Genomic DNA, 20,959 nt, shown 5'->3' on the forward strand with positions numbered 1-20,959 from the left:
ATCAGATCGTCCGAATAACGCGCGCCCGAAAACGAGGCTACGGGAGCTGCGACACCAGCGCAGTGAGCCGATCAGTCCTCTTCGAGCACCAGCGTAACCGTCTCGTCGTCGCCATCTATCTCGATGTCTACTTCGTCGTCTTCGTAGCCGTCCGCACTCGCGGTGACCGTGTAGTCGCCGTCTTCGACATCGAACTCGGCTTCGCCATCGTCGGCGTCCTGTTCCTCGCTCGAGCCGAAGAGATCGGACTCCTCGAGTTTGACGGTAGCGTCGTCGATCGAATCGCCGTCCTCGTCCTCGACGATCGCCGTCAGGGTGTGGGTCTCGTCGTCACCGTCGTCTTCCTCGAGTTCCAGCGTGACCGTTTCGTCGTCGCCGTCGATCTCGACGTCCGTTTCGGCGTCTTCGTAACCATCCGCGCTCGCGGTGACCGTATAATCGCCGTCCTCGAGTTCGAACTCGGCCTCGCCGTCGTCGGCCGCTTGCTCCTCGCTCGAGCCGATATCGCCGTCCACCTCGACTGTGGCATCGTCGATCTCGTCGCCGTCCTCGTCCTCCACGATCGCGGTCAGGGTGTGAGTCTCGTCGTCGTCCTGATCGTCGTCGCCATTCTGATCGTCATCGTCGTCTTGCTCGTCATCGTCATCGGCGTCCTGGTCGTCTCCGTCGCCTCCGTCACCGCTATCGGAATCCCCGTCGTCCGTGTCGGAGCCGTCGTCACCGTCTCCGCCGGTCTCGTCTTCGTCGCCGTTTTCGTCGTCGGACTCCGAACCGTTGTCGTCCGAGTCGATGTCGTCGGCAGATCCTTCGGTGTCTCCCCACTCGTCGTTGACCGCACCGAGCGCGCTACCGAGAGAGGCACCGCTGGCGGCGAGTGCGAGCCCGGCCACCAGGAAGAGGATCCCGCTGACGGTGAGCAGTACCTGTACGCCGCGCTGGGCGGACCGCGTCCGTGTCGGTTGCTGGTTGACGTTGGGGCACATTGTTGAAAGTAGATGAAAGTCTGAATTACGTGCTCGTCGAGTCGTCCGTTCGTGATGTCTCCGACCGCTTCACAGCCAGTCGTCGTCGGCTTGTCGTCCGACTGAGAGCCGTGCTTGCGAACTGGTTCGGTGGCGTGACTGCGGGTTGATTCGCCGAAAAGCGAACCGGAGGGGCGGTCTGTGCACGCCGGTGAGCGGAATACCCACCGCGTACGAGAGAGATGACGTTCACTACCCGTTCGTTTCGTCTTTTGGGGGTTCACTATACCGCAGATAAGACCGTTTCGTCGGGTGAAACAGTCCGTAACGGTACTGAAGCAAGCGGAACAACGCAGGACGATATCGTCATTGGGACGGTACTCGAGGGCCGACACGCCGGCGAGGTCTCCGTCTATAGCGGCCGGGACACCGATCGACGTGGCGTCACACCGAACGTGTCGACGTGTTGTCGTCGAGCGGATCCGTCGATCCGAATGCATGAGTGGCGCTCCGCCTCGTGCGGCCCTCGAGCGGATTACGGTCGGTCAGGCCGAGGCGATCGATTTCGAATCAGGGCTGCTCTATGGCGATTATACAGAGGATAACGGTCACGGTGGACCCGACGTGTCGCGTGGATGAGCCGTGGAGCGCGTTCCTATTTCGCGAGTCGGTGGTCGTTCACCCGGTCGAACTGGGTATGAGTGATCGTGTCACGAACGGATCGAACCAGGCCGAGTGCTGACGTGCCAAGAACGGCGAAACAGCAGATCGCGAGGCTGGTGGGCGACGGGCGGTTTTTCGTGGCCTCCCACCCGTACCGAAGTGCCCGCCGTCGGTTGTCGCGCTCGATCTCCGTCCACCCCCAGGAGAGGTGTCGGTCGTACCGCAGTTGCCGTTCGATTTCTGGGTGGCGGTCGATCTCCTCGCGGTACTTCGACCAGATCTGCCCGAAGATATCCGCGGTCCCGTCGAGTTCGAGTTGCAGGCGATCCGTCCGCTCGATCGCGGCCGCCGCCGACACGTTCGAGTCATGGAAGTGCCGAACGACCAGTGGCTCGTCTACGTACTCGTACTCGTACTCGCGGGCGATCCGAATCGCGTGATCCCAGTCTTCTCCGCAATCGAAATTCGTATCGTAGTCTCCGACCGTCTCGAAACAGTCGGCGCGGATCATATGACTCGAGTAGGGTTTGAGATCGAACTGCGCGAGGATCTCCGGATAGATATCGCCGCGGATCGACGGCGTGTAGGTACCAACTGTTCGGTCGTTCTGGCGGACGAGACCACCGGTGTAGACGACGCCGCAGTCCGAATTAGCCTCCATGACGGCGAGCTGTTTTTCGACCTTCCGGGGGTCCCAGCGATCGTCGTCGTCCAGAATACAGACGTACTCGCCGTGGGCCCGCTCTATCGCTAGGTTTCTGCTCGCCGCGATTCCGAGTCGCTCGTCGTTGTAGAACGGCCGAACGCGGTCGTCGTCGTCGTACTGCTCGAGGACGGCCCGCGTCTCTTCGACGGGCGGATCGCAGACGATCACGACTTCGATCTCGTCGTGGGTCTGGGCGAGCGCTGTTTCGATTGCACCCTCGACGAACGAGTGGCGGTCGTAGGTGGGAATAATCACGCTGACGAGCGTCACGACCGTGACTCACCCGTCGAACGTCGCTGGTGGAGAGCGGTGTGCCTACGCGCAACTGAACACATATCATGAACCATCGTCCAGGAATACTTATCCGTGAACGTGATTCTCAGGAGGTGATGAGACCTTGCTGTGGGTATCGTTCGATTTATGAACAAAGTCGGGCTAATCGACCATAATTCGGGCGGGGACGGGACGGGACGGCCGTTCGTAGCGGGACTGCGAAACCGTCTCGAGCCAGCTACTGTGCGTCTCCGGTGACGGTCGTCTGCAGAATGCTGTCCCTACTTTTTGCGGTTCGTCCTAACTGACTGAACAACGGTCGAGACTGACATCATTTCCGATCACTATGAACGGACACAACACACACGGTGAGCCGCGAGGAAATGGCGCGGAGGGCGGGAAGTGGGCTATAGATGCGGGCGAGTGGCCGCAGGTGTCGGTCGTCGTCCCCGTCTACAACGATCCGACGGGGCTCCGGGATACGCTCGATTCGCTGGTCGAACAGACGTATCCGACCGACGCCCACGAGGTGCTCGTCGTCGACAACGGTTCGACGGACGAAACGCCGACCGTCGCGAGGGAGTTCGCAGACGAGTACGAACAGATAACCGCTCTCGCTGAGGACGAGGTCCAGAGCTCCTACGCGGCGCGAAACAAGGGCATCGAGCACGCGAGCGGTGAGATCCTCGCGTTCGTCGACGCGGACATGACCGCCGGGGACGAGTGGCTCGTCGACGCCGTCGACGCGTTCGAACGGGCCGATGCCGAGTACGTGGGCTGTAACGTCGAGATGGTGCCCTCCGAGGACGGCGACTCGCTGGCGGAACGGTACAACTTGCAGACCGGGTTTCCCATCGATCACTTCGTCGAGAATCTCGGGTTCGCACCGACGTGTTGCCTACTCGTCCACCGATCCGTGATCGACGACGTCGGACCGTTCGACTCGCGGCTGCTCTCCGGCGGAGACCGGGAGTTCGGTCACCGAGTTCGCGACTCCGGCCGAGAGCTCCAGTTCGCACCGGACGCGACGATCTACCACCCGACGCGGTCGACGGCCGACGCAATTTTGCGAAAGTCGCGACGCGTCGGCCGCGGCGTCTACCAGCTACGCGCGTTCCACCCCGATCGATACGACAGTGCGGTTCCGGTCGCGCTCAATCCCGTTCCGTACCTTCCGCCGCGACCCGACCGAGTCCGCAGCGTCGACGGCTGGAACGAACTCTCTCGCCGGGAAAAAGCGGGCTTTTACCTGCTGTCCTACGCACGCGGGATCTGCAACGGGTTAGGTCGGCTCGAGGAGACGGCCCGGAGACGCGCGAGCGCGTTGCGGTGAGTTCGGGCCGAGGCTCGAACGCCACTCACGTCGATTGGTGTGTACCGTCGCCTCGCGGCGATTCCTCGACGCGAGCGTACTCGAAGAGATCGTCGACTTACTTCCGTGCGATTAGTTCGATCGAGTGATCGCTCTCGGCCATCGCCCGTCGAAGGTCGTCGAAGGTCTCGACGCCGCACTCGAGGCCGTGCCAGCGTCGCGCGTCCGACACCCCGGCGGCGGCGTCCGTCCGAACCGCCGAGACGACCTCGAACCCGTTCGCTGCGAAGCGTTCGACGACCGCCGCCTTCGATTCCGGCGAGAGATCGAGCGGGTGCAGTTCGACGTAGACGACCGTCGGCCCTGGCGCTTCCAGGACGTCGGTCAGGCCCTCGAGCACCGCGGACTCGTACCCCTCGACGTCGAACCGGACGACGTTGATCGAGGCGGGCTCGATGTCGCAGTCAGTGAGATACCGATTTCCGGTGGTCTGTTCGACCGAGATCGTCTCGCGCTCGGCGTCCTCGAGCGTCGTTGTCGACGAGGCGCTGTCCGCTGCCGACGAAACGCCGTCCGCCGCTGCGGAGCTTGCGCGAACCTGGTGTTGGTTCGAGTGCGTACTCAACTCCATCTCGACTGTCCGCTGCTCGTCGCCGAAGGCGAGTTGATCGACATCCGCGAGGTGGGCGTACCCGTTACGCTCGAGATTATGCTCGAGGAGGGCGACGTTCGACGGAATCGGTTCGACCGCGTGGATCCGCGCCCGGTCGCCGAGGATTCCGGCTTCCATGGTACTGAAGTAGCCGATGTTCGCGCCCACCTCGAGGACGCAAACGGGGCCGTCGACGGTCGCCGCGAGGCGCTCGAGTTCGCGCTCGAAGACCGTCGACGAGCGGTACTCGTGGACGCCGTAGGCGAGCAGCGTCCGCGAGATGCCGGCGTCGGTGGTGTCGACGACCAGCTCGTGATCACCGACTGAAAGGGCCTGGTAGCGTCGGTCCTCGAGTCGGAACGCATAGTAGGGGTTTCGTCCGGTCGCCAGTTCTGCCACCGAGCCGACGGCCGCACCGATTCGACCGGTGCGCAGGAGGCGGCCCAGCTTTCGGGCTTCCAGACCCAGATACTGTGCGATCTGCGGTGCGTCGTCGAGCACCGACCGGACGCGTTTCGCGGACGTACGTGTCGCAGTCATCGGTCCAGTGGGGCAGGTTGCCGCGTCGGTCGAGTACCCGTTCCTGAGTCACCCATCACTAGTTCGATCTAGTTCACGAACGCGGATAAGTCTCGAGACGGCTTTCGGTTCGTGAGAGTGGCTCTCGATCGGACTCGAGAGCGACTCAGCGACCGCTCGGCACACAACCCGAAGCGGAGAACAGCTACGCGAACCGCGACGATAGTCTGTTGAGCCTGATCGATTATCAGTCGTCGAACGGCCCGCCATCGTCGAACGGCCCGCCATCGTCGAACGGACTGTCTGGTCCGTCATCATCGAACGGCCCGCCATCGTCGAACGGACTGTCTGGTCCGTCATCGTCGAAGGGGCCGCCGTCGTCGAAGGGGCCGCCATCGTCATCGGCGTCGTCGGGAACGTCGTCCCCACCGCCCCCACCATCGGTACCGTCGTCACCGGTATCGTCGTTGGCGTCGTCCTCACCTTCGACATCGTCGAACGGACTTTCGGGTTCGTCGGGCCCGTCATCGTCATCCTGTCCGGGCGGGCCGTCGTCGTCCTGTCCAGGCGGCCCGTCACCGCCCGGCCCCGGTGGATCGTCATCGTCGTCCGAATCGTCTGGCGATTCGGCCTCGTTCGGTTCGTCCGCATTCGACTCGTCGTCGGATTCGAGGTCCGAATCGGTCGACTCGTTGTCGGCCGATTCGTTGTCATCGGAGTCATCGTCGGGATTGAGATCGGTCGACGGCGTCTCGGTAGTCGAGTCGTTCACCGGCGACTCCTCCGAGGATTCCTCACCCGGGCCGAGCATTCCCGGACCCATGCTGGGAATGAACACCATCGCGAGCGCTCCGAACGTGAGCAAAACGATGAGGACGGTCACGAGCAACGTCGACGCTGGCGGTATCGAATCATCGTCCGGGGCCGGATCGTCTGAACGAGCCATTCGATCGTTTCTTTTCAGCCCGACAGGCTTTGTTAATCCCAGCCCACATCGATTGTCGACGGCCCGTGCGATCAGTATCGAAAGGATTCGATCCTCGCGAGAACGCGACAGCGGGTGCTGGCGAAAGGCTCGCACTGCCGCGCGGGTGGACGGTCGGTCTCGATGGCCGAACAATGATATAGCCGGCTCACCCACTATTCGCCAAGAACGCCCGCTACAATGACGAAACACTACGATCACGCGCAGGTCCAGGAGTTCTGGCAGTACGTCTGGGAGCGCGACGACGTTTACACGTTGGCCGAGAACGCCGAAGACCCGACCTACGTGCTCGGGATGTTTCCGTACACCTCCGGGACGCTCCACATGGGGCACGTTCGAAACTACGCGATCACTGACGCCTACGCTCGGTATCGCCGGATGCAGGGCGACGATGTCCTCCATCCGATGGGGTGGGACGCGTTCGGTCTCCCCGCAGAAAACGCCGCGTTCGAGCGCAAGACCGATCCTCGATCGTGGACCGAGGCGTGTATTCGTCGCATGCGCGAGGAACTCGAGACCATGGGCTTTGGCTACGACTGGTCCCGAGAGATCACCACCTGCGAGCCGGACTACTACCGGTGGAATCAGTGGCTGTTCAAGCGCCTCTACGAGGCGGGCTTCGTCGAGTACGAGGCCGCGTCGGTCAACTGGTGTCCCGACTGCGAGACGGTGCTTGCGGAGGCTCAGGTCGAGGAACACGAGGTCGAACGAAGTGAGACCTCGGGAAGAGCGAGCGGCGAAGCCGCGAGCCGCGAGCACCAACGGAGTGAGACCTCGGAAATAGCGGGCGATGAGGGCTCGAGTCACGACCACGAGCGAGTCTGCTGGCGCTGTGAGACCCCCGTCGACCGGCGCGAACTCGACCAGTGGTTCTTTACGATCACCGACTACGCCGAGGAGCTTCACGACGATCTCGAGGACCTCGAGGGATGGCCCGACGGCGTCCGCGAGATCCAGCGCAACTGGATCGGCCGTCAGGAAGGGTGTCGGATCACGTTCGAAGTCGACGACTACACTGGGGGATCGGTCGACGTCTTCAGCACCCGACCGGAGACGGTCTATGGCGCCACGTATCTCGCCGTCTCGCCGGGCCACGACCTCGCGCGGGAACTCGCCGAGACGGACGACGCCGTCGCGGAGTACGTCGACACGGTTCGCGAACAGGATCCCAGCGAGGTCGGGTTCGCCGGCGTCGAGACGGACGCGACGGCGATCCATCCGCTCACCGACGAGGAACTGCCAGTTTACGTCGCCGGCTACGTCCTCGAGGACGTCGGCACCGGGGCCGTGATGGGCGTCCCCGCACACAACGAGCGCGACCACACGTTCGCCGCGGAGCACGACCTCCCGATCGAACGGGTCGTCCTTCCCAGTACCCCGGACAAACGTACCAGCCTCGAGGACGGCCCCTACACCGACGACGGTATTCTCGAGCACAGCGGCGAGTACGACGGGCTCGAGAGCGAGGTCGTCCGCGAACGGGTCGTCGCCGAGCACGACGCGCTAACAGAAGACGTCACCTACCGCCTGCGCGACTGGCTGATCTCCCGGCAGCGCTACTGGGGGACGCCGATCCCGGTCGTCCACTGCGAGGACTGCGGACACGTCCTCGTGCCCGACGAGGAACTGCCGGTCGAACTGCCCGAGTTTGTCCGGACGACGGGGAACCCGCTCGAGGCCCACGACTCATTCCGCAAAGCGGAGTGTCCCGACTGCGGCGGGCCGGCCCGGCGCGAGACGGACACGATGGACACGTTCGTCGACTCCTCGTGGTACTTCCTGCGATTTCTCTCGCCGCACCTCGAGGACGCCCCCTTCGACACCGATCTGGCCGACGAGTGGCTGCCGGTCGATGTCTATGTCGGCGGCGAGGAACACGCCATTCTCCACCTGCTCTACACGCGATTCTTCACGAAAGCGCTGGCCGATCTGGACCTGCTCGATCGGCGCGAACCGATTACGGAACTCAAGAGTCAGGGGACGGTGTTGTACGACGGCGAGAAGATGTCCAGTTCGAAGGGGAACGTCGTCGCCCCACAGGAGTACGGCGCGGAGACGACGCGGCTGTTCGTTCTCTCGGCGGCCCACCCCGAACAGGACTTCGAGTGGACCGCGAACAACGTCCGCGGCGCCTACGATCTCCAGCAGACGCTGTACGGCATGGCTACCGCGTTCGTCGAGGAGGGCGACACGCGGGTCGAGCGGTTGGATCACGACGAGTACATCGCCCGCGAGATTGACCGAACGATCGCCGCGGTCACCGAGGAGTACGACCGATTCCGGTTTCACCGGGCGGCCACGGAGATCCAGGAACTGGCTCGAGTGCTTCGACGGTACCGCGAGTACGACAGACCACACGGCGAGGTCTACCGCCGCGGGCTGTTGGCACTGGCCGCGCTGATCGCGCCGATGGCACCGCACCTCGGCGAGGAGTGCTGGAACAAACTCCGAGGCGACGGGCTGGTCGTCGAAGCCGATTGGCCCGAACCCGCGGACGACCTTGAGGAGTACCGGCGTGAACGCCAACTCGTCGAGACCACTCTTGCGGACGTTCGGGATATCGTCGATACCGCGGCGATCGACGATCCGGAGCGAATCGAACTCGTCGTCGCTCCGGCGTGGAAGTACGAGGTGCTCCGGATCGCGGCCGACCGCGCCGACGATGAGCGCGCGGACGGCGATTCCGGGTCGCTCGTCGATCAGGTCCTCGAGACCGACGCCGTAGCCGAACTCGAGGTCGACCGCGAAACCGTCGCGACGTTCGTCGCCGATTTGGCCGGCCGCGACGACCGAGCGGATTTCGAGTACGTGCTCGCAGCAGCGGACGAACTGGCGATCTTAGAACGCAGTAGCTGGCTCGTCACCGACGAGTTCGACGCCGATGCTGTCGTCCGCAGTGCGGGCGACGACGACGAACTGGCAGGGCGGGCACGGCCGGGAAAACCCGCGATCCGCATTCGGTAACGATCGATTAAACTACCAGATTAAAAACATCAATTGGTGACTTCCCGTACGCGCGAACCACTCACCCAATCGAAATCGCTAAGCGACGGTTCCGTCGTGACTCCTTCGATATCGAAGGTAACTGGCCGCATTTTTGTCAGAATCGAGATCAAGAAGGACAGTTTTATTCCATCGGATTCGGAAGGGTACCTGTATGACGGAGGGGGATGGCGACAGCGTCGATACGTCGTGTGATCGAGTGCCAAGTCAGAAGGTGATAAGAGCGATCGCTGCGGCCGAAGGAATCCCACCCGAGCAGTTGCACCCACCGACGTACGAATCGCTGCACACGGTCGTCGATCCGGAAGCCCTCGACGCGCTCTTTGCGCGCCGCTCCGACGGCGCACCCCGGCCCGGCGGTGAAGTGACGTTTCCGTTCTGTGACTACGACGTGACCATCGAACGAGACGGCTCGGTCGTCCTCGAAGAGCGATCCGACGTATCGGAGTAGCGATAGTCGACGCGGTAGTCACGTATTACAGGCGCGAGTCACGGTGCTCGTTACCCATTCTCGGCACCCTCGCCGGGCGGAAAGACTCTTTCGTCGAAGGGGTGTAGTACGGAACGATGGAGAGCCACTACGAGGTCCTCGGACTGTCACCGGCCGCCGACGAGCGGGCGGTTCGGCGAGCCTACCGGACCTTGTTAAAAGAACACCATCCGGACCAGGGTGGCTCTGCCGTTCGACGGCAGCGGCGAGTCCGGCGACCTCTACGACCGTCGTTGATCCGGAACAGCAAGACAAATACGGACCCTATCCTAATCCTCGATAATGGCAACCGCCGACGCGAAACGACGGCTCCGAGAGCGGCCGATGGGTGTCACGATCGTCCTGTCGATCGTCGGCTACGCGCTCGTCATCGGGACCTTCGTGCTCGACTTGCCGATATATCCGGACCTCACGCTCGAGCAGATTAACCTGCTGACCCACGCCATCGCCGTCATCAACGTGGCTGCGACGGTGTTGCTGGTCGCCGGCTGGTACTGGATCCGGGCCGGCGAGGTCGAGAAACATAGGCTAGCGATGATCGGCGCGTTCGCGTTGATCCTGTTGTTCCTGGTCGTCTACTTGCTCAGAGTTGGCGGCGGCGGGGACAAGATATTCGACGGACCGACGTTGGTCAGGTACGCCTATCTGATCATGCTCGCGATCCACATCCTGCTCTCGATCGTCGCTGTCCCGGTCGTGCTCTACGCGCTGATCCTTGGGCTGACGCACACACCCGCGGAGCTTCGAGAGACCTCTCACGCGAGAGTCGGGCGGATCGCCGCCGCTTCGTGGGTCCTGAGTCTCGTCCTCGGCGTCGTCACCTACCTGCTGCTCAATCACATCTACAGCTACGAGTTCGGGATGTGATCGCGCCGCTGTTCTGACTCGTACTGATCGCCGTGAGAAACCACCGGCTCCACCCGAGCGATGCGGAGACAGTAGCCTAATTCCTCGCCGTATCGGATGTCAGTTCGGTACCGCCGAAGGCACGAATTCACGCGTTTGGACTCCGCGTTGCCGTCGACCTCGAGGATCTATCCAGTTTCGTCCACGTCGCCGTCGACCTCCGCAGAGTCGGCGACATCGACGGACTGCCCGGTGACGTCTCCGTCGACCTCGGCATCGTCCTCGAGCACGATGTCCCCGTCGGCGTCGACGTTCCCGCCGACTTCAGCGTCCTCCTGAAGCAAGACGTCGCCGCCGGCTTCGATGTCCCCGTCGACTTCCGCGTCGGGACCGAGGGCGACGTGTCCGCCCGCGGCTACGTCTTCGGCTTCCGCGTCGTCTTCGAGGCGGACGTGTTCGCCGGCGTCGACGGCGCCGTCGACCTCCGCGTCGTGCTCGAGGACGACCGAACCGCCGGCGATAACGCTTCCGCTGAGGAGGAACTCCTCGGGGACGACGACGTCGTCTCCCGTCTCCACGTCTCCGATCTCCTCCTCGACGGTCACAGCGTCGCGGTCCTCGATCGGCCACGACTCGTCGATCTCGCCGTCGGCCTCGAGCGGACTGTAGTCGTCATCGGCTTCGTCTTCGTCGTCGTCCTCTGCACTCACCGCGCTGGCCGTCGCTCCGACGACGAGTGTTCCGCCCGTTACCTGTAAAATTCGTCTTCGGGTCGTCTCTCGTGGCATCACTGTTTGCTGGCTACCGGAAGAGAAATAAAAGGCACACCAGCAGTTTCGCACTGTCATGGACGGCGACACGACGGGTCGTGGCCGACTCGTCGAGCGGGACGGACGCTTACAGGTAGCCCTCGTCGGCTAGTCGCTCGATTCCTTCCTCGAGTCGCTCCTCGCTCGCGGCGTAGGAGATCCGCGCGTAGCCGGGCGTCCCGAACGCACTGCCGGGGACGGTGGCGACGTGAGCGTCCTCGATCGCACCCTCACACCAGGCCTGATCGTCGTCGTCGACGGGCAGCATCATGTAAAACGCACCGTCGGGAACGGCGACATCGACGCCGTGTTCCTCGAGCAGATCGACGACCAGCTCGCGGCGCTCCTCGAACGCTTCGGTCATCTCCGCGACGGCCTCGTCGGTGTTCTCGAGCGCTTCAATCCCGGCGTGCTGGACGAAGTTCACGGCCGAGGAGACGGAGTGGCTGTGGAGCTTTCCAGCCTGTTCGATGAGGTCCTCGGGGCCGGCGAAGTAGCCCAGACGCCAGCCGGTCATCGAGTAGGCCTTCGAGAAGCCGTTGACAGTGATCGTGCGGTCGGCCATTCCCTCGAGCGTGCCGAGGCTCGTCGGTTCGACGCCGTAGGTGATCTCCTTGTAAATCTCGTCGGAGATGACGGTGATGTCGTGTTCGACGGCGAGGTCGCGGACACCCTCGAGCGCGGCGTCGGAGTAGACTGCGCCGGTCGGGTTCGACGGCGAGTTGACGATCAACAGTTCGGTGTCGTCCGACACTGCGGCCTCGAGGTCGTCGAGTGCGGGCTCGAGTTGGAAGTCCGAATCGGAGAGATCGACGCGGGTCAGGTCGCCGCCGGCCATCTTGACCATCGCCTCGTAGGAGACCCAGGCGGGATCGAGCAGGGCAACCTCGTCGCCGTCCTGGATCAGGGCCTGAACGATCTCGTAGAGGGCCTGCTTCGCACCGGGGGTAACGATGATCTCTTCGGGGCCGTGATCGAGGCCGTCGTCGGCGAGCTTTTCGGAAATGGCCTCGCGCAGGTCGATAATCCCCGCCGAGGTGGTGTAGCCAGTGTGGCCGGCGTCCATCGCGTCCTGGCCGGCATCGACGATGTTCCGGGGCGTCGGGAAGTCAGGCTCGCCGACGGAGAGGTCGACGACGTCGGCGCCGTCGTTCTCGAGTTCGGTGGCGAGCGCGGAGATGGCGAGCGTTGCGGACGGTTCGACTCGGGTCAGGCGGTCGGTGAATTCCATAGACATTGTACTGAATTGGTGATATTACGCTGAATCTGCTGGTCCGTCGGGGTCGGGAAGTTCGTCCACGAGATCGAGCGCGCCGTCGACGGCTTTCGCCGCGTTCTCGATGCGTTCGCGGGATTCGGCGGCGGACATACCGGGACCCGTCACGCCGAGTGTCACCGGAGTGTCACGGTCGAGGCTCACGTCGGCGAGCCGCTGGGCGGCCGCGTCCGTGATCACCTGATCGTGATCGGTATCGCCGGTGATGACGGTCCCGACGACGGCGACGGCGTCGACGGTCTCGAGGCGGGCGAGTCGGTCCGCCGCGAGGGGCGCGTCATACACGCCCGGAACGGTGACCGTCTCGTACACCTCGGCACCCGCGGATTGGGCTGCCTCGAGTGCCTCCTGCTCCATCTGCTCGGTGATCGGACGGTTGAACTCCGCGACCACCAGTCCGAGCGTGGTCATAGGCGAGCGGTGGAGAGGGCGGGTAAAAGAGGTACCGTTCTCGAGCGGCCCGATGGCGGTCGTCCGCGCGACGTAGTCGGCGCACTTCCAGTGAGAACAATTAACACACTTTCCTGCGAAAGGGGGATATGGGAGTGATCGATTCGATTCGTGACGCCCTCGAGCCCGAGACGAACGGTCGATCCGACATCGCCGGTGCGTTCTGGTGTGACGACTGTTCGATTCGAGAGCCCGTCACCGACGCCGAACTCGACGACGATCGGGTGTGTCCGGAGTGTGGAGCGTCGATGCGACTGGAGCGAACGCCGGATTCCGGCAGTTGTGCGTGCTGATACGGTGTGCGTAAGTCAGTATTGGGGCAACCGCGAGCCGACCTGCGGTCGCTCCGGGAAACAGTTACAACAGACCGTCTGAATTACTCCACCTCCTTTGAGAATCCTTAAGCGCGGGCGAGAACAACCGGCGCGCAATGACAACGCTACGGACGCCAGGTCCCACGATCGGGGTCGTCGGCGGGGGACAGCTCGGTCGGATGCTCGCCGAGGCGGCGTCGCCGCTCGGCGTCGAGGTCGTCGTGCTCGACCCGACGCCGGACTGCCCAGCCGCACCCGTCGTTCGCGATCAGATCGTCGCCGACTTCGACGACGAGGCGGGGATCCGCGAACTCGCCGCCCGCGCGGACGTACTCACCTTCGAGATCGAACTCGCCGACCAGGACGTCTTAGAGCGCGTCAGCGAGGACTCCGGGACGCCAGTCCACCCGAAGCCGTCGACGCTGCGGACGATCCACGACAAACTCGTCCAGAAGCGAGAACTCGAGGATGCCGGCATTCCCGTCCCGCCGTTCCGCGCGGTCGACGACGCCGACGATATCCGCGACGCCATCGACGACTACGGTGCGCCGGTGATGCTCAAGGCCCGTACGGGCGGCTACGACGGCCGGGGGAACGTCCCCGTCGAATCGAAGGGCGACGCCGAGGAGGCACTCGAGTCTGTCGCCGGCCCCGCGATGGTCGAAGCCTTCGTCGAGTTCGAGCGCGAGGTGTCCGTCATCGCGGTAAAGGGAGACGACGAGATCGCGACCTTCCCGCTGGGTGAGAACATCCACGTCGACGAGATCCTCAGAGAGACCATCGTACCCGCGCGCTCGAGCGAGGCAGCGACGGAACGAGCCTACGAGGTCGCGCGGGACGTGCTCGAGGTTATGGACGGGCGCGGCGTCTACGGAATCGAGTTGTTCCAAACGCCAGATGGAGAAATCCTGCTCAACGAGATCGCCCCGCGCCCGCACAATTCGGGCCACTGGACCATCGAGGGTGCACACAGTTCGCAGTTCGAACAGCACGCGCGGGCCGTCCTCGGCTGGCCGCTGGGATCGACCGAACTCCGCTCACCGACCGCGCTGGCGAACCTGCTGGCCGATGTCGAGGAAAACCGTGACGCACAGTTGCGACACGTCGACCGCGTGCTCGAGACGCCCGGCGCAACCCTTCACTGGTACGGCAAGCGTCAGGCCCGACCGGGTCGGAAAATGGGGCACGTGACGGTCTCCGGGCGCGACGAGGATGCGGCCGTCGAGGATCTGCTCGAGACTGCACGGGAACTCGAGGACGCGGTAACGTTCCGCTCGCAGTGAGTGTCACGCGGTACCTTCTGATCGTAACCCCGACGATAGCGTTTACCGCGAATTGAAGTCACCCGCGCGACCATCATCAGCTATGAGCGACAGCGTTGCCGATCTGATCGACCGGTTACACCGCGAGGCCGAGCAGGACCGTCCGACCGAAGAGACCCCCGACGTCGGCATCGTCATGGGGAGCGACTCGGATCTCGAGGTGATGATGACCGGGGGCGAACGCCGCGGAGCCTACGACGCGTTCGTCGACGAACTCGGCTTCGCCGAGCAGACCGACTTCGAGAACCCGCCCGAGGAACGGTTTACCTTCGAAACGTACGTCACCTCCGCCCACCGCACCCCGGACTTAATGACGGCTTACGCCGAGACGGCCGAGGATCGCGGCCTCGAGGTAATCATCGCCGGCGCGGGCGGCAAATCCGCGGACCTGCCGAACATGACCGCCTCGATCGCGTATCCGTTGCCCGTCATTGGCGTTCCGGTTCAGGAAAAGTCCGTCGACAGCGTCATCGGGATGCCCACCGGCGCGCCGCTCGTGGCGGTCGACGCCGGGAAATCGTTCAACGCGGCGCTCTCGGCGGCACAGATTCTTGCGCGCCAGTCCGACGAGGTTCGCGACCGACTCGTCGCCTACCACGAAGGGCTCCGCGAGGGGGTCGGAACGGTCTCTCGAGCGCTACACGACGAGGGAACGGTCGACTTTTCGAACCGGTAAATTTCAGTTCGAAAGCAGATTCGAACAACCGACCGAAGAGTGAGAGGTTCCTTCAGGGAAACTGGACATTTGTCCGACTGTTGTCGGCACAGATCACGACGGCCGAACGGACCACCTCGCCTCCTTCTTGCGTTTTTCTCGGTTGAGTAATCCTGGGATACCGATTCGTTCGGTCCTGAAATGTACATATATAGTTTACAGTGATTATTCGAGAAGGTTCGATACCGCGGAAGTCGCCGGTATGGCCCGTCTGCGGCCGAAAAACGAACAATCAACCCTTATATGCGTGGGGTATGAATCTCCGAACGTTACGGAGATGAACGACTGGATCGCTATCGGGATGCTGGCGGTCGTGGGGTTGTCGATACCACTCGGTATGATGGTGGTGTCCTACCTTATTCGGCCGTCGGTTCCCGAAACGAGTAAACGTGCCACCTACGAGAGTGGCGAGATCCCGACCGGCGGAACGCGCATCCGCTTTAACATTCAGTACTACATGGTCGCGCTTCTGTTCGTGGTCTTCGATATCGAGACCGTCCTCCTGTTTCCGTGGGCGGTCGTCTATCAGGATGCGCTGGCCTCGCCGGAGTACGGGCTTCTCGAAGCGCTCGGCCCGATGTTGCTGTTCGTCGCCATCCTCATGGTTGGACTCGCGTGGGCGTGGCGCACTGGCGCAGTACAATGGGCACAGACACGAACGCAAGCAGCGTCCGACACTGACCGACAATGAGTAGTGACAATCCACGGCAATCGATCTACGACAGCACCGCACCGTCGACGGACACCCGCGACTCGCGGATCGGCGAGGGTCCCGACGACCGGTTCAACTCCAAACTGCGGGAGGCGTTCGGTTCGACGCCGTTCATCCTCACGAAGTTCGACAAGTTCATGAACTGGGTGCGGGGGAACTCGATGTTCATGCTGCAGTTCGGGATCGCCTGTTGCAGCATCGAGATGATCCATACGTACGCGATCAAACACGACCTCGATCGCTTCGGTGCCGGGGTTCCTCGCGCCTCGCCGCGACAGGCCGACGTGATGATCGTCCCCGGAACGATCGTCTCGAAGTTCGGTCCCCGCATGAAGCGCGTCTACGACCAGATGCCCGAACCCAAGTTCGTCGTCGGGATGGGGTCGTGTACGATCTCCGGCGGCCCGTTCCAGGAGGGGTACAACGTCGTCAAGGGTGCCGAAGAGATCATCCCGATCGACATCCACGTCCCCGGCTGTCCGCCGCGGCCGGAGGCGCTGGTCTACGGCGTCGCCAAACTCCAAGAACGGATTCGGAACGGAGAGTCCTCGCCCGTCGTCGTCAAACCCTACGAACTCGAGCAGTTCGGCGACTTAGAGAAAGACGAACTCGTCCAGAAACTCGCGAGCGAGATCGACGAGGACGACCTCGTCATGCGCTACAACTGGGCTGATTCGCCATGAGTTCGGGACTCGAGCGAACGCGGCCGGTCGAGACCACCGAGGACGACCTCGAGGCGCTGTTGGGCGATCGTGCGCTCGCACGCGACGATCACCTGAACGCGCCGGGCTTCGTCATCCGACCGGACGCCGTCCAGAACGTCCTCTCGGATCTGCGGGACGAGGCGGGGTTCGATCATCTCTCCTGTCTCACCGCACAGCAGTACGAGGATCGGTACGAGTCGATCTACCACATGAAAAAGTACGCCGATCCGACCCAGGAGGTCTCGATCGTCGTGCCGACGACGACCGACGATCCCGTCAGCGAGTCCGCCGCGCCGGTGTTCCGGACGGCGGACTGGCACGAACGCGAGGCGTTCGACCTCGTCGGGATCGACTACGAGGGCCACCCCGATCCGCGACGGATCCTCCTGCCCGAGACCTGGCAGGGCCACCCGCTCTCGCTGGATTACGATCAGGAGAAGCCACAGCTCGTTACCCTGACCGAACACGCCAACCCGATCCAACCGGACCACCACGACGCCGAATCGGACACGATGTTCTTAAACATCGGTCCACACCACCCGGCGACTCACGGCGTGCTCCACGTCAAGACCGTGCTGGACGGCGAGACGGTCGTCGACGTCGATCCCGACGTCGGCTACCTGCACCGCTGTGAGGAGCAGATGTGCCAGCAGGGCACCTACCGTCACCAGATCATGCCCTACCCCGACCGGTGGGACTACGTCTCGGCCGGGTTGCTGAACGAGTGGGCGTACGCCCGCGCGGCCGAGGACCTGGCCGACATCGAGGTCCCCGAGTACGCCCAGATCATCCGAACCATGGGTGCGGAGCTGTGTCGGATCGCCTCCCACATGCTCGCGCTCGGAACCTTCTGTCTGGACGTCTACGGCGACTTCACCGCCGTCTTCCAGTACGCGTTCCGCGACCGCGAGGTGGTCCAGGATATTCTCGAGGACCTCACCGGCCAGCGGCTGATGTTCAACTACTTCCGCCTCGGCGGGGTCGCCTGGGATCTGCCCGAACCCCGCGAGGAGTTCATCGAGAAGACGCGGGACTTCCTCGACGAACTGCCGGCGAAGGTCGACGAGTACAACGACATGGTCACCTCGAACGAAATCTTCCAGGTCCGGTGTATCGACACCGGAATCTTGGAGCCCGAGGTCGCCAAGGACTACGGCTGTACCGGGCCCGTCGCCCGCGGTTCGGGCGTCGACTACGACATTCGACGCGACGACCCCTACGGCTACTACCCCGAACTCGACTGGGACGTCATCACCGACGACGGCTGTGACAACTACAGCCGCGTCCTCTGTCGGATGCGGGAGGTCGAGGAGTCCGCGAAGATCATCGAGCAGTGTCTCGATCTGATCGAAGACTGGCCCGAGGACGAACGTGAGATTCAGGCCAACGTCCCGCGGACGCTGAAGCCGGACGCGGATACGGAGGTCTACCGCGCGGTCGAGGGTGCGAAGGGCGAACTCGGCATCTACATCCGCTCCGACGGCACCGACAAACCGGGTCGGTTCAAGATCCGCAGCCCGTGTTACCACAACCTCTCGGCGCTCGGTGAGATGACCCAAGGGGAGTACATCCCCGATCTGATCGCCTCGCTCGGCAGTCTCGACATCGTTCTCGGGGAGGTGGATCGGTAACTATGGTCGGCGCAATCACACGGACGCCGCTCCAGAACGACGACACCATCCTGCTCCCCGAACGGATCGGGGACCTGACGGGGCTCGACGCGTACGGAACCGGCGGCGAACTGCTCGCCATTTTCCTCGGTGCCTTCCTCATCGGCAATCTGATGCTCGCGATGACCGGCGTCGCCGGTCCGTGGGCGAAACGGAAGATCACCGCCGCCTTCACCGACCGCATCGCGGTCAATCGGCTCGGACCGGCCGGCATACTGATCATCGTCGCCGACTCCGTGCGACTGCTCTCGAAGGAGCTGATCATCCCCGAGGACGCCGATCGACCGGCGTACGATCTCGCACCGATCGTCATCGCCTCCTCTGCCCTGCTGGGATTCGCCGTTATCCCGATGGGAAGCGGGATCCACCTCGCCGACCCCGAAGTCGGGCTGGCGTACGTCTTCGCGGTGGCCGGCATCGCGAGTATCGGGCTGGTGATGGCCGGCTACGCGTCGTCGAACAAGTACTCGATGCTCGGCGGCCTGCGGGCGGTGGCACAGAACGTCGCCTACGAAATCCCGCTGGTCGTCACCGGGATGTCGGTCGTCATCTTCGCTGGCTCCTTGCAGATGAGTACGATCGTCGACGCACAGGCACAGACCCTGCTCGATCTCGGCGTCGTCTCGATTCCAGCGTGGTACGCGCTCGTCAACCCGTTCGCGTTCGTCCTCTTCCTGGTGGCGAACTTCGCGGAGGTCGGTCGGAATCCCTTCGACACGCCCGAAGCGCCGACCGAGATCGTTGCCGGCTACCAGACCGAGTACTCCTCGGTCTACTTCGTCCTGATCTACCTCGGGGAGTTCCTCCACATCTTCCTCGGCGGAGCGATCATCGCGACGATCTTCCTCGGTGGTCCGGCCGGACCGGTGCTCCCGGGGATCGTCTGGTTCATCATCAAGATCTGGGCGGTCTTCTTCCTGACCCAGTGGCTTCGATCCGCGGTGCCACGCGTCAGGATCGACCAACTGATCGAGATCGGCTGGAAGGGACTACTCGTCCTCTCCTTTGCGAATCTCGTGCTTACCGCGGTAATTGTGGGGCTGATAGTATGATCGGACTACTCAAATCGATGGCCACGACGATGAAACACGCACTGGACGGGTCGACCTTCACGGTCGAGTACCCCGAGACAGCTCCGGACGTCTCGCCGCGCTTTCGCGGCGTCCACAAGTTCAGCCAGGAGCGCTGTATCTGGTGTCGCCAGTGTGAGAACGTCTGTCCGAACGACACGATTCAGATCGTGATGGACGACCAGCGCAACGGCGAGCAGTACAACCTCCATATCGGGCAGTGCATTTACTGCCGGCTCTGCGAGGAGGTTTGTCCGGTCGACGCCATCCTGCTCACGCAGAACTTCGAGTTCACCGCGGACACGAAACACGATTTCGTCTACAACAAAGAGCAGCTGAAAGCCGTACCGTGGTACAAGGATATCGACCCGCTCGAGTCGCGCGAACCTGACCGGAGCGCGTGGATCGGCGAGGGGGAGGGGGACGTCGATTACCAGTAACAATGTTGGAAACGATTGCGTTTGCGGCGTTTGCGGTCGTGACGCTCGCCAGCGCGCTGGCTGTGGTCCTCTTACAGGACCCGTGGCACTCGGCGCTCATGCTTGGCGTGGCGCTGATAAGCATCGCGGTGCACTTCGTGATGCTGGCGGCGGAGTTCGTCGCTATGATGCAGGTCCTCGTCTACGTCGGCGGGGTGTTGGTGCTCATCACGTTCGCCGTGATGCTCACCCAGCGTGATGACGGGGCGTCCGACGAGGTGGTACAGGCATGACGACCGGACCGAAACTCAGACTCGGGAGTTCGCTTGCTCCCGGACTGTTGGCCGTCGCGCTGTTCGGCCTGATGGCGTTGATCGTCGTCAACACGTCGTTCCAGCCGATGGCGGACGGCGGCTTCGAGGTGGAGTCGATCACCGCCGCGATCGGCTACGCGCTGCTCGATTTCGCGACGCTCCAGGAGTCTGACGGCGTGACGGGCACCGAACCGTTCCTCGCCGCGTTCCTGCTGATCGCGCTCACGCTCGATGCGGCCCTCGACGCCTCGCTTGTCCTCGCGAAACGCGAGGAGGCGGGCGAGCCCGTCTCGGCGCTCGGGAGTACGGGCCCAAGCGACGCCGCACCCGGAACCGGTTCCGGCGACTCGAGCGGCTTCGGCCCGGCCGGACCGACGGCGACTGACGGCGGTCCCGCCGCTGAAAGCGCGAGTTCCGAGGACGACGCGGCCGACGTTGACGCGGAGTCGACTGGAGGTGACGACAGATGACGGTCGGCGTCGAGTACTACATCCTCCTGTCGATGGCCCTGTTCTGTATCGGGCTGTTCGGCGTGTTGACGCGTCGCAACGCACTGATGTTCCTGATGTCCGTCGAGCTCATGCTGAACGCGGCGAACATCAACCTGATCGCCTTTGCGTTCTATCACGGCAACCTCACGGGGCAGGTGTTTGCGCTGTTTACGATGGCGCTAGCCGCCGCGGAGGTCGCCGTCGGTCTCGGGATCATCCTGGTGCTGTACCGCAACTTCCGTGACGTCGACGTCACGGTTCCGACGACGATGAGGTGGTAAG

Annotated in this window: 22 protein-coding genes and 1 pseudogene; 16 read left to right on the top strand and 7 right to left on the bottom strand. The window is 63.4% G+C overall.

The annotated features are described in order from the left end of the window. Window positions 1-71: 71 nt before the first annotated feature. The gene (locus tag NATTI_RS0103580; RefSeq protein ID WP_006089420.1) at window positions 72-983 is read right to left on the bottom strand and encodes a carboxypeptidase regulatory-like domain-containing protein; all 912 of its coding nucleotides are present in this window, start codon (window positions 981-983) and stop codon (window positions 72-74) included. Window positions 984-1,617: 634 nt separating this feature from the next. Next, a complete protein-coding gene (locus NATTI_RS0103590) occupies window positions 1,618-2,601 on the bottom strand; it encodes a glycosyltransferase family 2 protein (protein WP_006089418.1) in 984 nt (327 codons plus the stop codon). A gap of 349 nt (window positions 2,602-2,950) precedes the next feature. On the opposite strand from NATTI_RS0103590, the gene NATTI_RS0103595 reads away from it, so the two are divergent. Further along, the gene (locus NATTI_RS0103595) at window positions 2,951-3,937 is read left to right on the top strand and encodes a glycosyltransferase (protein WP_006089417.1); all 987 of its coding nucleotides are present in this window, start codon (window positions 2,951-2,953) and stop codon (window positions 3,935-3,937) included. Between the two features lie 97 nt (window positions 3,938-4,034). Here the strand turns inward: NATTI_RS0103595 and NATTI_RS0103600 are convergent, their stop codons facing one another. Together NATTI_RS0103600 and NATTI_RS0103605 are read right to left on the bottom strand one after the other, a co-directional pair. Beyond that, the gene (locus NATTI_RS0103600) at window positions 4,035-5,108 is read right to left on the bottom strand and encodes an FkbM family methyltransferase (protein ID WP_006089416.1); all 1,074 of its coding nucleotides are present in this window, start codon (window positions 5,106-5,108) and stop codon (window positions 4,035-4,037) included. Window positions 5,109-5,334: 226 nt separating this feature from the next. Continuing rightward, window positions 5,335-6,033 (bottom strand): hypothetical protein, encoded by a 699-nt coding sequence (locus tag NATTI_RS0103605; RefSeq protein ID WP_006089415.1) that lies wholly within the window; start codon window positions 6,031-6,033, stop codon window positions 5,335-5,337. A 219-nt stretch (window positions 6,034-6,252) separates the two neighbouring features. Between NATTI_RS0103605 and NATTI_RS0103610 the strand changes: the two genes are divergently transcribed. The 4 genes from NATTI_RS0103610 to NATTI_RS0103620 all read left to right on the top strand — a co-directional run bounded on the left by NATTI_RS0103610 (window position 6,253) and on the right by NATTI_RS0103620 (window position 10,432). After that, window positions 6,253-9,036, top strand: coding sequence for a leucine--tRNA ligase (locus NATTI_RS0103610; protein ID WP_006089414.1), 2,784 nt, complete (start codon window positions 6,253-6,255; stop codon window positions 9,034-9,036). Between the two features lie 193 nt (window positions 9,037-9,229). Further along, complete coding sequence (locus NATTI_RS0103615; RefSeq protein ID WP_006089413.1) at window positions 9,230-9,526, top strand: HalOD1 output domain-containing protein; 297 nt, start codon at window positions 9,230-9,232, stop codon at window positions 9,524-9,526. A gap of 116 nt (window positions 9,527-9,642) precedes the next feature. Continuing rightward, window positions 9,643-9,993 carry a J domain-containing protein gene (locus tag NATTI_RS26880; RefSeq protein ID WP_241434288.1) on the top strand — a complete coding sequence of 117 codons (351 nt, stop codon included), beginning with the start codon at window positions 9,643-9,645 and terminating at the stop codon, window positions 9,991-9,993. Further along, window positions 9,890-10,432 carry a DUF420 domain-containing protein gene (locus NATTI_RS0103620; protein ID WP_338045756.1) on the top strand — a complete coding sequence of 181 codons (543 nt, stop codon included), beginning with the start codon at window positions 9,890-9,892 and terminating at the stop codon, window positions 10,430-10,432. Before NATTI_RS26880 ends, NATTI_RS0103620 begins: the two co-directional genes overlap by 104 nt. 167 nt (window positions 10,433-10,599) lie before the next feature. On the opposite strand, the gene NATTI_RS0103625 is transcribed toward NATTI_RS0103620, so the two are convergent. The 3 genes from NATTI_RS0103625 to ribH form a co-directional block, all read right to left on the bottom strand. Further along, window positions 10,600-11,199 carry a polymer-forming cytoskeletal protein gene (locus tag NATTI_RS0103625; protein ID WP_006089411.1) on the bottom strand — a complete coding sequence of 200 codons (600 nt, stop codon included), beginning with the start codon at window positions 11,197-11,199 and terminating at the stop codon, window positions 10,600-10,602. A gap of 109 nt (window positions 11,200-11,308) precedes the next feature. Continuing rightward, window positions 11,309-12,457: a pyridoxal phosphate-dependent aminotransferase gene (locus NATTI_RS0103630; protein WP_006089410.1), complete on the bottom strand. Its 1,149-nt coding sequence runs from the start codon at window positions 12,455-12,457 to the stop codon at window positions 11,309-11,311. An 18-nt stretch (window positions 12,458-12,475) separates the two neighbouring features. Next, entirely contained in the window at window positions 12,476-12,907 is a 432-nt protein-coding gene (gene ribH / locus NATTI_RS0103635; protein ID WP_019991611.1) for a 6,7-dimethyl-8-ribityllumazine synthase, read from the bottom strand. 128 nt (window positions 12,908-13,035) lie between these two features. Between ribH and NATTI_RS0103640 the strand changes: the two genes are divergently transcribed. The 11 genes and pseudogenes from NATTI_RS0103640 (at window position 13,036) to nuoK (ending at window position 20,958) form a co-directional block, all read left to right on the top strand. After that, complete coding sequence (locus tag NATTI_RS0103640; protein ID WP_006089407.1) at window positions 13,036-13,239, top strand: hypothetical protein; 204 nt, start codon at window positions 13,036-13,038, stop codon at window positions 13,237-13,239. A 101-nt stretch (window positions 13,240-13,340) separates the two neighbouring features. Next, window positions 13,341-14,543 (top strand): annotated as a pseudogene (locus NATTI_RS0103645) (5-(carboxyamino)imidazole ribonucleotide synthase); the annotation flags it as partial. Window positions 14,544-14,625: 82 nt separating this feature from the next. Further along, window positions 14,626-15,258, top strand: coding sequence for an AIR carboxylase family protein (locus NATTI_RS0103650; protein ID WP_006089405.1), 633 nt, complete (start codon window positions 14,626-14,628; stop codon window positions 15,256-15,258). Window positions 15,259-15,574: 316 nt separating this feature from the next. Beyond that, a complete protein-coding gene (locus NATTI_RS0103655; RefSeq protein WP_006089404.1) occupies window positions 15,575-15,988 on the top strand; it encodes an NADH-quinone oxidoreductase subunit A in 414 nt (137 codons plus the stop codon). After that, window positions 15,985-16,692 carry an NADH-quinone oxidoreductase subunit B gene (locus NATTI_RS0103660; protein ID WP_006089403.1) on the top strand — a complete coding sequence of 236 codons (708 nt, stop codon included), beginning with the start codon at window positions 15,985-15,987 and terminating at the stop codon, window positions 16,690-16,692. The genes NATTI_RS0103655 and NATTI_RS0103660 overlap by 4 nt, the downstream gene beginning before the upstream one ends. Further along, window positions 16,689-18,344 carry an NADH-quinone oxidoreductase subunit D gene (locus NATTI_RS0103665; protein WP_006089402.1) on the top strand — a complete coding sequence of 552 codons (1,656 nt, stop codon included), beginning with the start codon at window positions 16,689-16,691 and terminating at the stop codon, window positions 18,342-18,344. The genes NATTI_RS0103660 and NATTI_RS0103665 overlap by 4 nt, the downstream gene beginning before the upstream one ends. A 2-nt stretch (window positions 18,345-18,346) precedes the next feature. Then, on the top strand, window positions 18,347-19,435 hold the full coding sequence (locus NATTI_RS0103670; protein ID WP_006089401.1) for a complex I subunit 1/NuoH family protein: 1,089 nt from the start codon (window positions 18,347-18,349) through the stop codon (window positions 19,433-19,435). Beyond that, entirely contained in the window at window positions 19,432-19,893 is a 462-nt protein-coding gene (locus tag NATTI_RS0103675) for a NuoI/complex I 23 kDa subunit family protein (RefSeq protein WP_006089400.1), read from the top strand. The genes NATTI_RS0103670 and NATTI_RS0103675 overlap by 4 nt, the downstream gene beginning before the upstream one ends. A gap of 2 nt (window positions 19,894-19,895) precedes the next feature. Next, window positions 19,896-20,165 (top strand): NADH-quinone oxidoreductase subunit J, encoded by a 270-nt coding sequence (locus NATTI_RS0103680; RefSeq protein ID WP_006089399.1) that lies wholly within the window; start codon window positions 19,896-19,898, stop codon window positions 20,163-20,165. Continuing rightward, entirely contained in the window at window positions 20,162-20,656 is a 495-nt protein-coding gene (locus tag NATTI_RS0103685; protein WP_006089398.1) for a hypothetical protein, read from the top strand. The genes NATTI_RS0103680 and NATTI_RS0103685 overlap by 4 nt, the downstream gene beginning before the upstream one ends. Then, window positions 20,653-20,958, top strand: a complete 306-nt coding sequence (gene nuoK / locus NATTI_RS0103690; protein WP_006089397.1) for an NADH-quinone oxidoreductase subunit NuoK — start codon at window positions 20,653-20,655, stop codon at window positions 20,956-20,958. Before NATTI_RS0103685 ends, nuoK begins: the two co-directional genes overlap by 4 nt. Window position 20,959: the final 1 nt, after the last annotated feature.

The organism is Natronorubrum tibetense GA33, assembly GCF_000383975.1.
GTDB lineage: Archaea > Halobacteriota > Halobacteria > Halobacteriales > Natrialbaceae > Natronorubrum > Natronorubrum tibetense.

Bases quoted from the DNA above. Each gene is read 5' to 3' on its own strand.
- NATTI_RS0103580 (WP_006089420.1), bottom strand. From the start codon at position 983: ATGTGCCCCAACGTCAACCAGCAACCGACACGGACGCGGTCCGCCCAG.
- NATTI_RS0103595 (WP_006089417.1), top strand. From the start codon at position 2,951: ATGAACGGACACAACACACACGGTGAGCCGCGAGGAAATGGCGCGGAG.
- NATTI_RS0103600 (WP_006089416.1), bottom strand. From the start codon at position 5,108: ATGACTGCGACACGTACGTCCGCGAAACGCGTCCGGTCGGTGCTCGAC.
- NATTI_RS0103605 (WP_006089415.1), bottom strand. From the start codon at position 6,033: ATGGCTCGTTCAGACGATCCGGCCCCGGACGATGATTCGATACCGCCA.
- NATTI_RS0103610 (WP_006089414.1), top strand. From the start codon at position 6,253: ATGACGAAACACTACGATCACGCGCAGGTCCAGGAGTTCTGGCAGTAC.
- NATTI_RS0103615 (WP_006089413.1), top strand. From the start codon at position 9,230: ATGACGGAGGGGGATGGCGACAGCGTCGATACGTCGTGTGATCGAGTG.
- NATTI_RS26880 (WP_241434288.1), top strand. From the start codon at position 9,643: ATGGAGAGCCACTACGAGGTCCTCGGACTGTCACCGGCCGCCGACGAG.
- NATTI_RS0103620 (WP_338045756.1), top strand. From the start codon at position 9,890: ATGGGTGTCACGATCGTCCTGTCGATCGTCGGCTACGCGCTCGTCATC.
- NATTI_RS0103625 (WP_006089411.1), bottom strand. From the start codon at position 11,199: ATGCCACGAGAGACGACCCGAAGACGAATTTTACAGGTAACGGGCGGA.
- NATTI_RS0103630 (WP_006089410.1), bottom strand. From the start codon at position 12,457: ATGTCTATGGAATTCACCGACCGCCTGACCCGAGTCGAACCGTCCGCA.
- ribH (WP_019991611.1), bottom strand. From the start codon at position 12,907: ATGACCACGCTCGGACTGGTGGTCGCGGAGTTCAACCGTCCGATCACC.
- NATTI_RS0103640 (WP_006089407.1), top strand. From the start codon at position 13,036: ATGGGAGTGATCGATTCGATTCGTGACGCCCTCGAGCCCGAGACGAAC.
- NATTI_RS0103650 (WP_006089405.1), top strand. From the start codon at position 14,626: ATGAGCGACAGCGTTGCCGATCTGATCGACCGGTTACACCGCGAGGCC.
- NATTI_RS0103655 (WP_006089404.1), top strand. From the start codon at position 15,575: ATGAACGACTGGATCGCTATCGGGATGCTGGCGGTCGTGGGGTTGTCG.
- NATTI_RS0103660 (WP_006089403.1), top strand. From the start codon at position 15,985: ATGAGTAGTGACAATCCACGGCAATCGATCTACGACAGCACCGCACCG.
- NATTI_RS0103665 (WP_006089402.1), top strand. From the start codon at position 16,689: ATGAGTTCGGGACTCGAGCGAACGCGGCCGGTCGAGACCACCGAGGAC.
- NATTI_RS0103670 (WP_006089401.1), top strand. From the start codon at position 18,347: ATGGTCGGCGCAATCACACGGACGCCGCTCCAGAACGACGACACCATC.
- NATTI_RS0103675 (WP_006089400.1), top strand. From the start codon at position 19,432: ATGATCGGACTACTCAAATCGATGGCCACGACGATGAAACACGCACTG.
- NATTI_RS0103680 (WP_006089399.1), top strand. From the start codon at position 19,896: ATGTTGGAAACGATTGCGTTTGCGGCGTTTGCGGTCGTGACGCTCGCC.
- NATTI_RS0103685 (WP_006089398.1), top strand. From the start codon at position 20,162: ATGACGACCGGACCGAAACTCAGACTCGGGAGTTCGCTTGCTCCCGGA.
- nuoK (WP_006089397.1), top strand. From the start codon at position 20,653: ATGACGGTCGGCGTCGAGTACTACATCCTCCTGTCGATGGCCCTGTTC.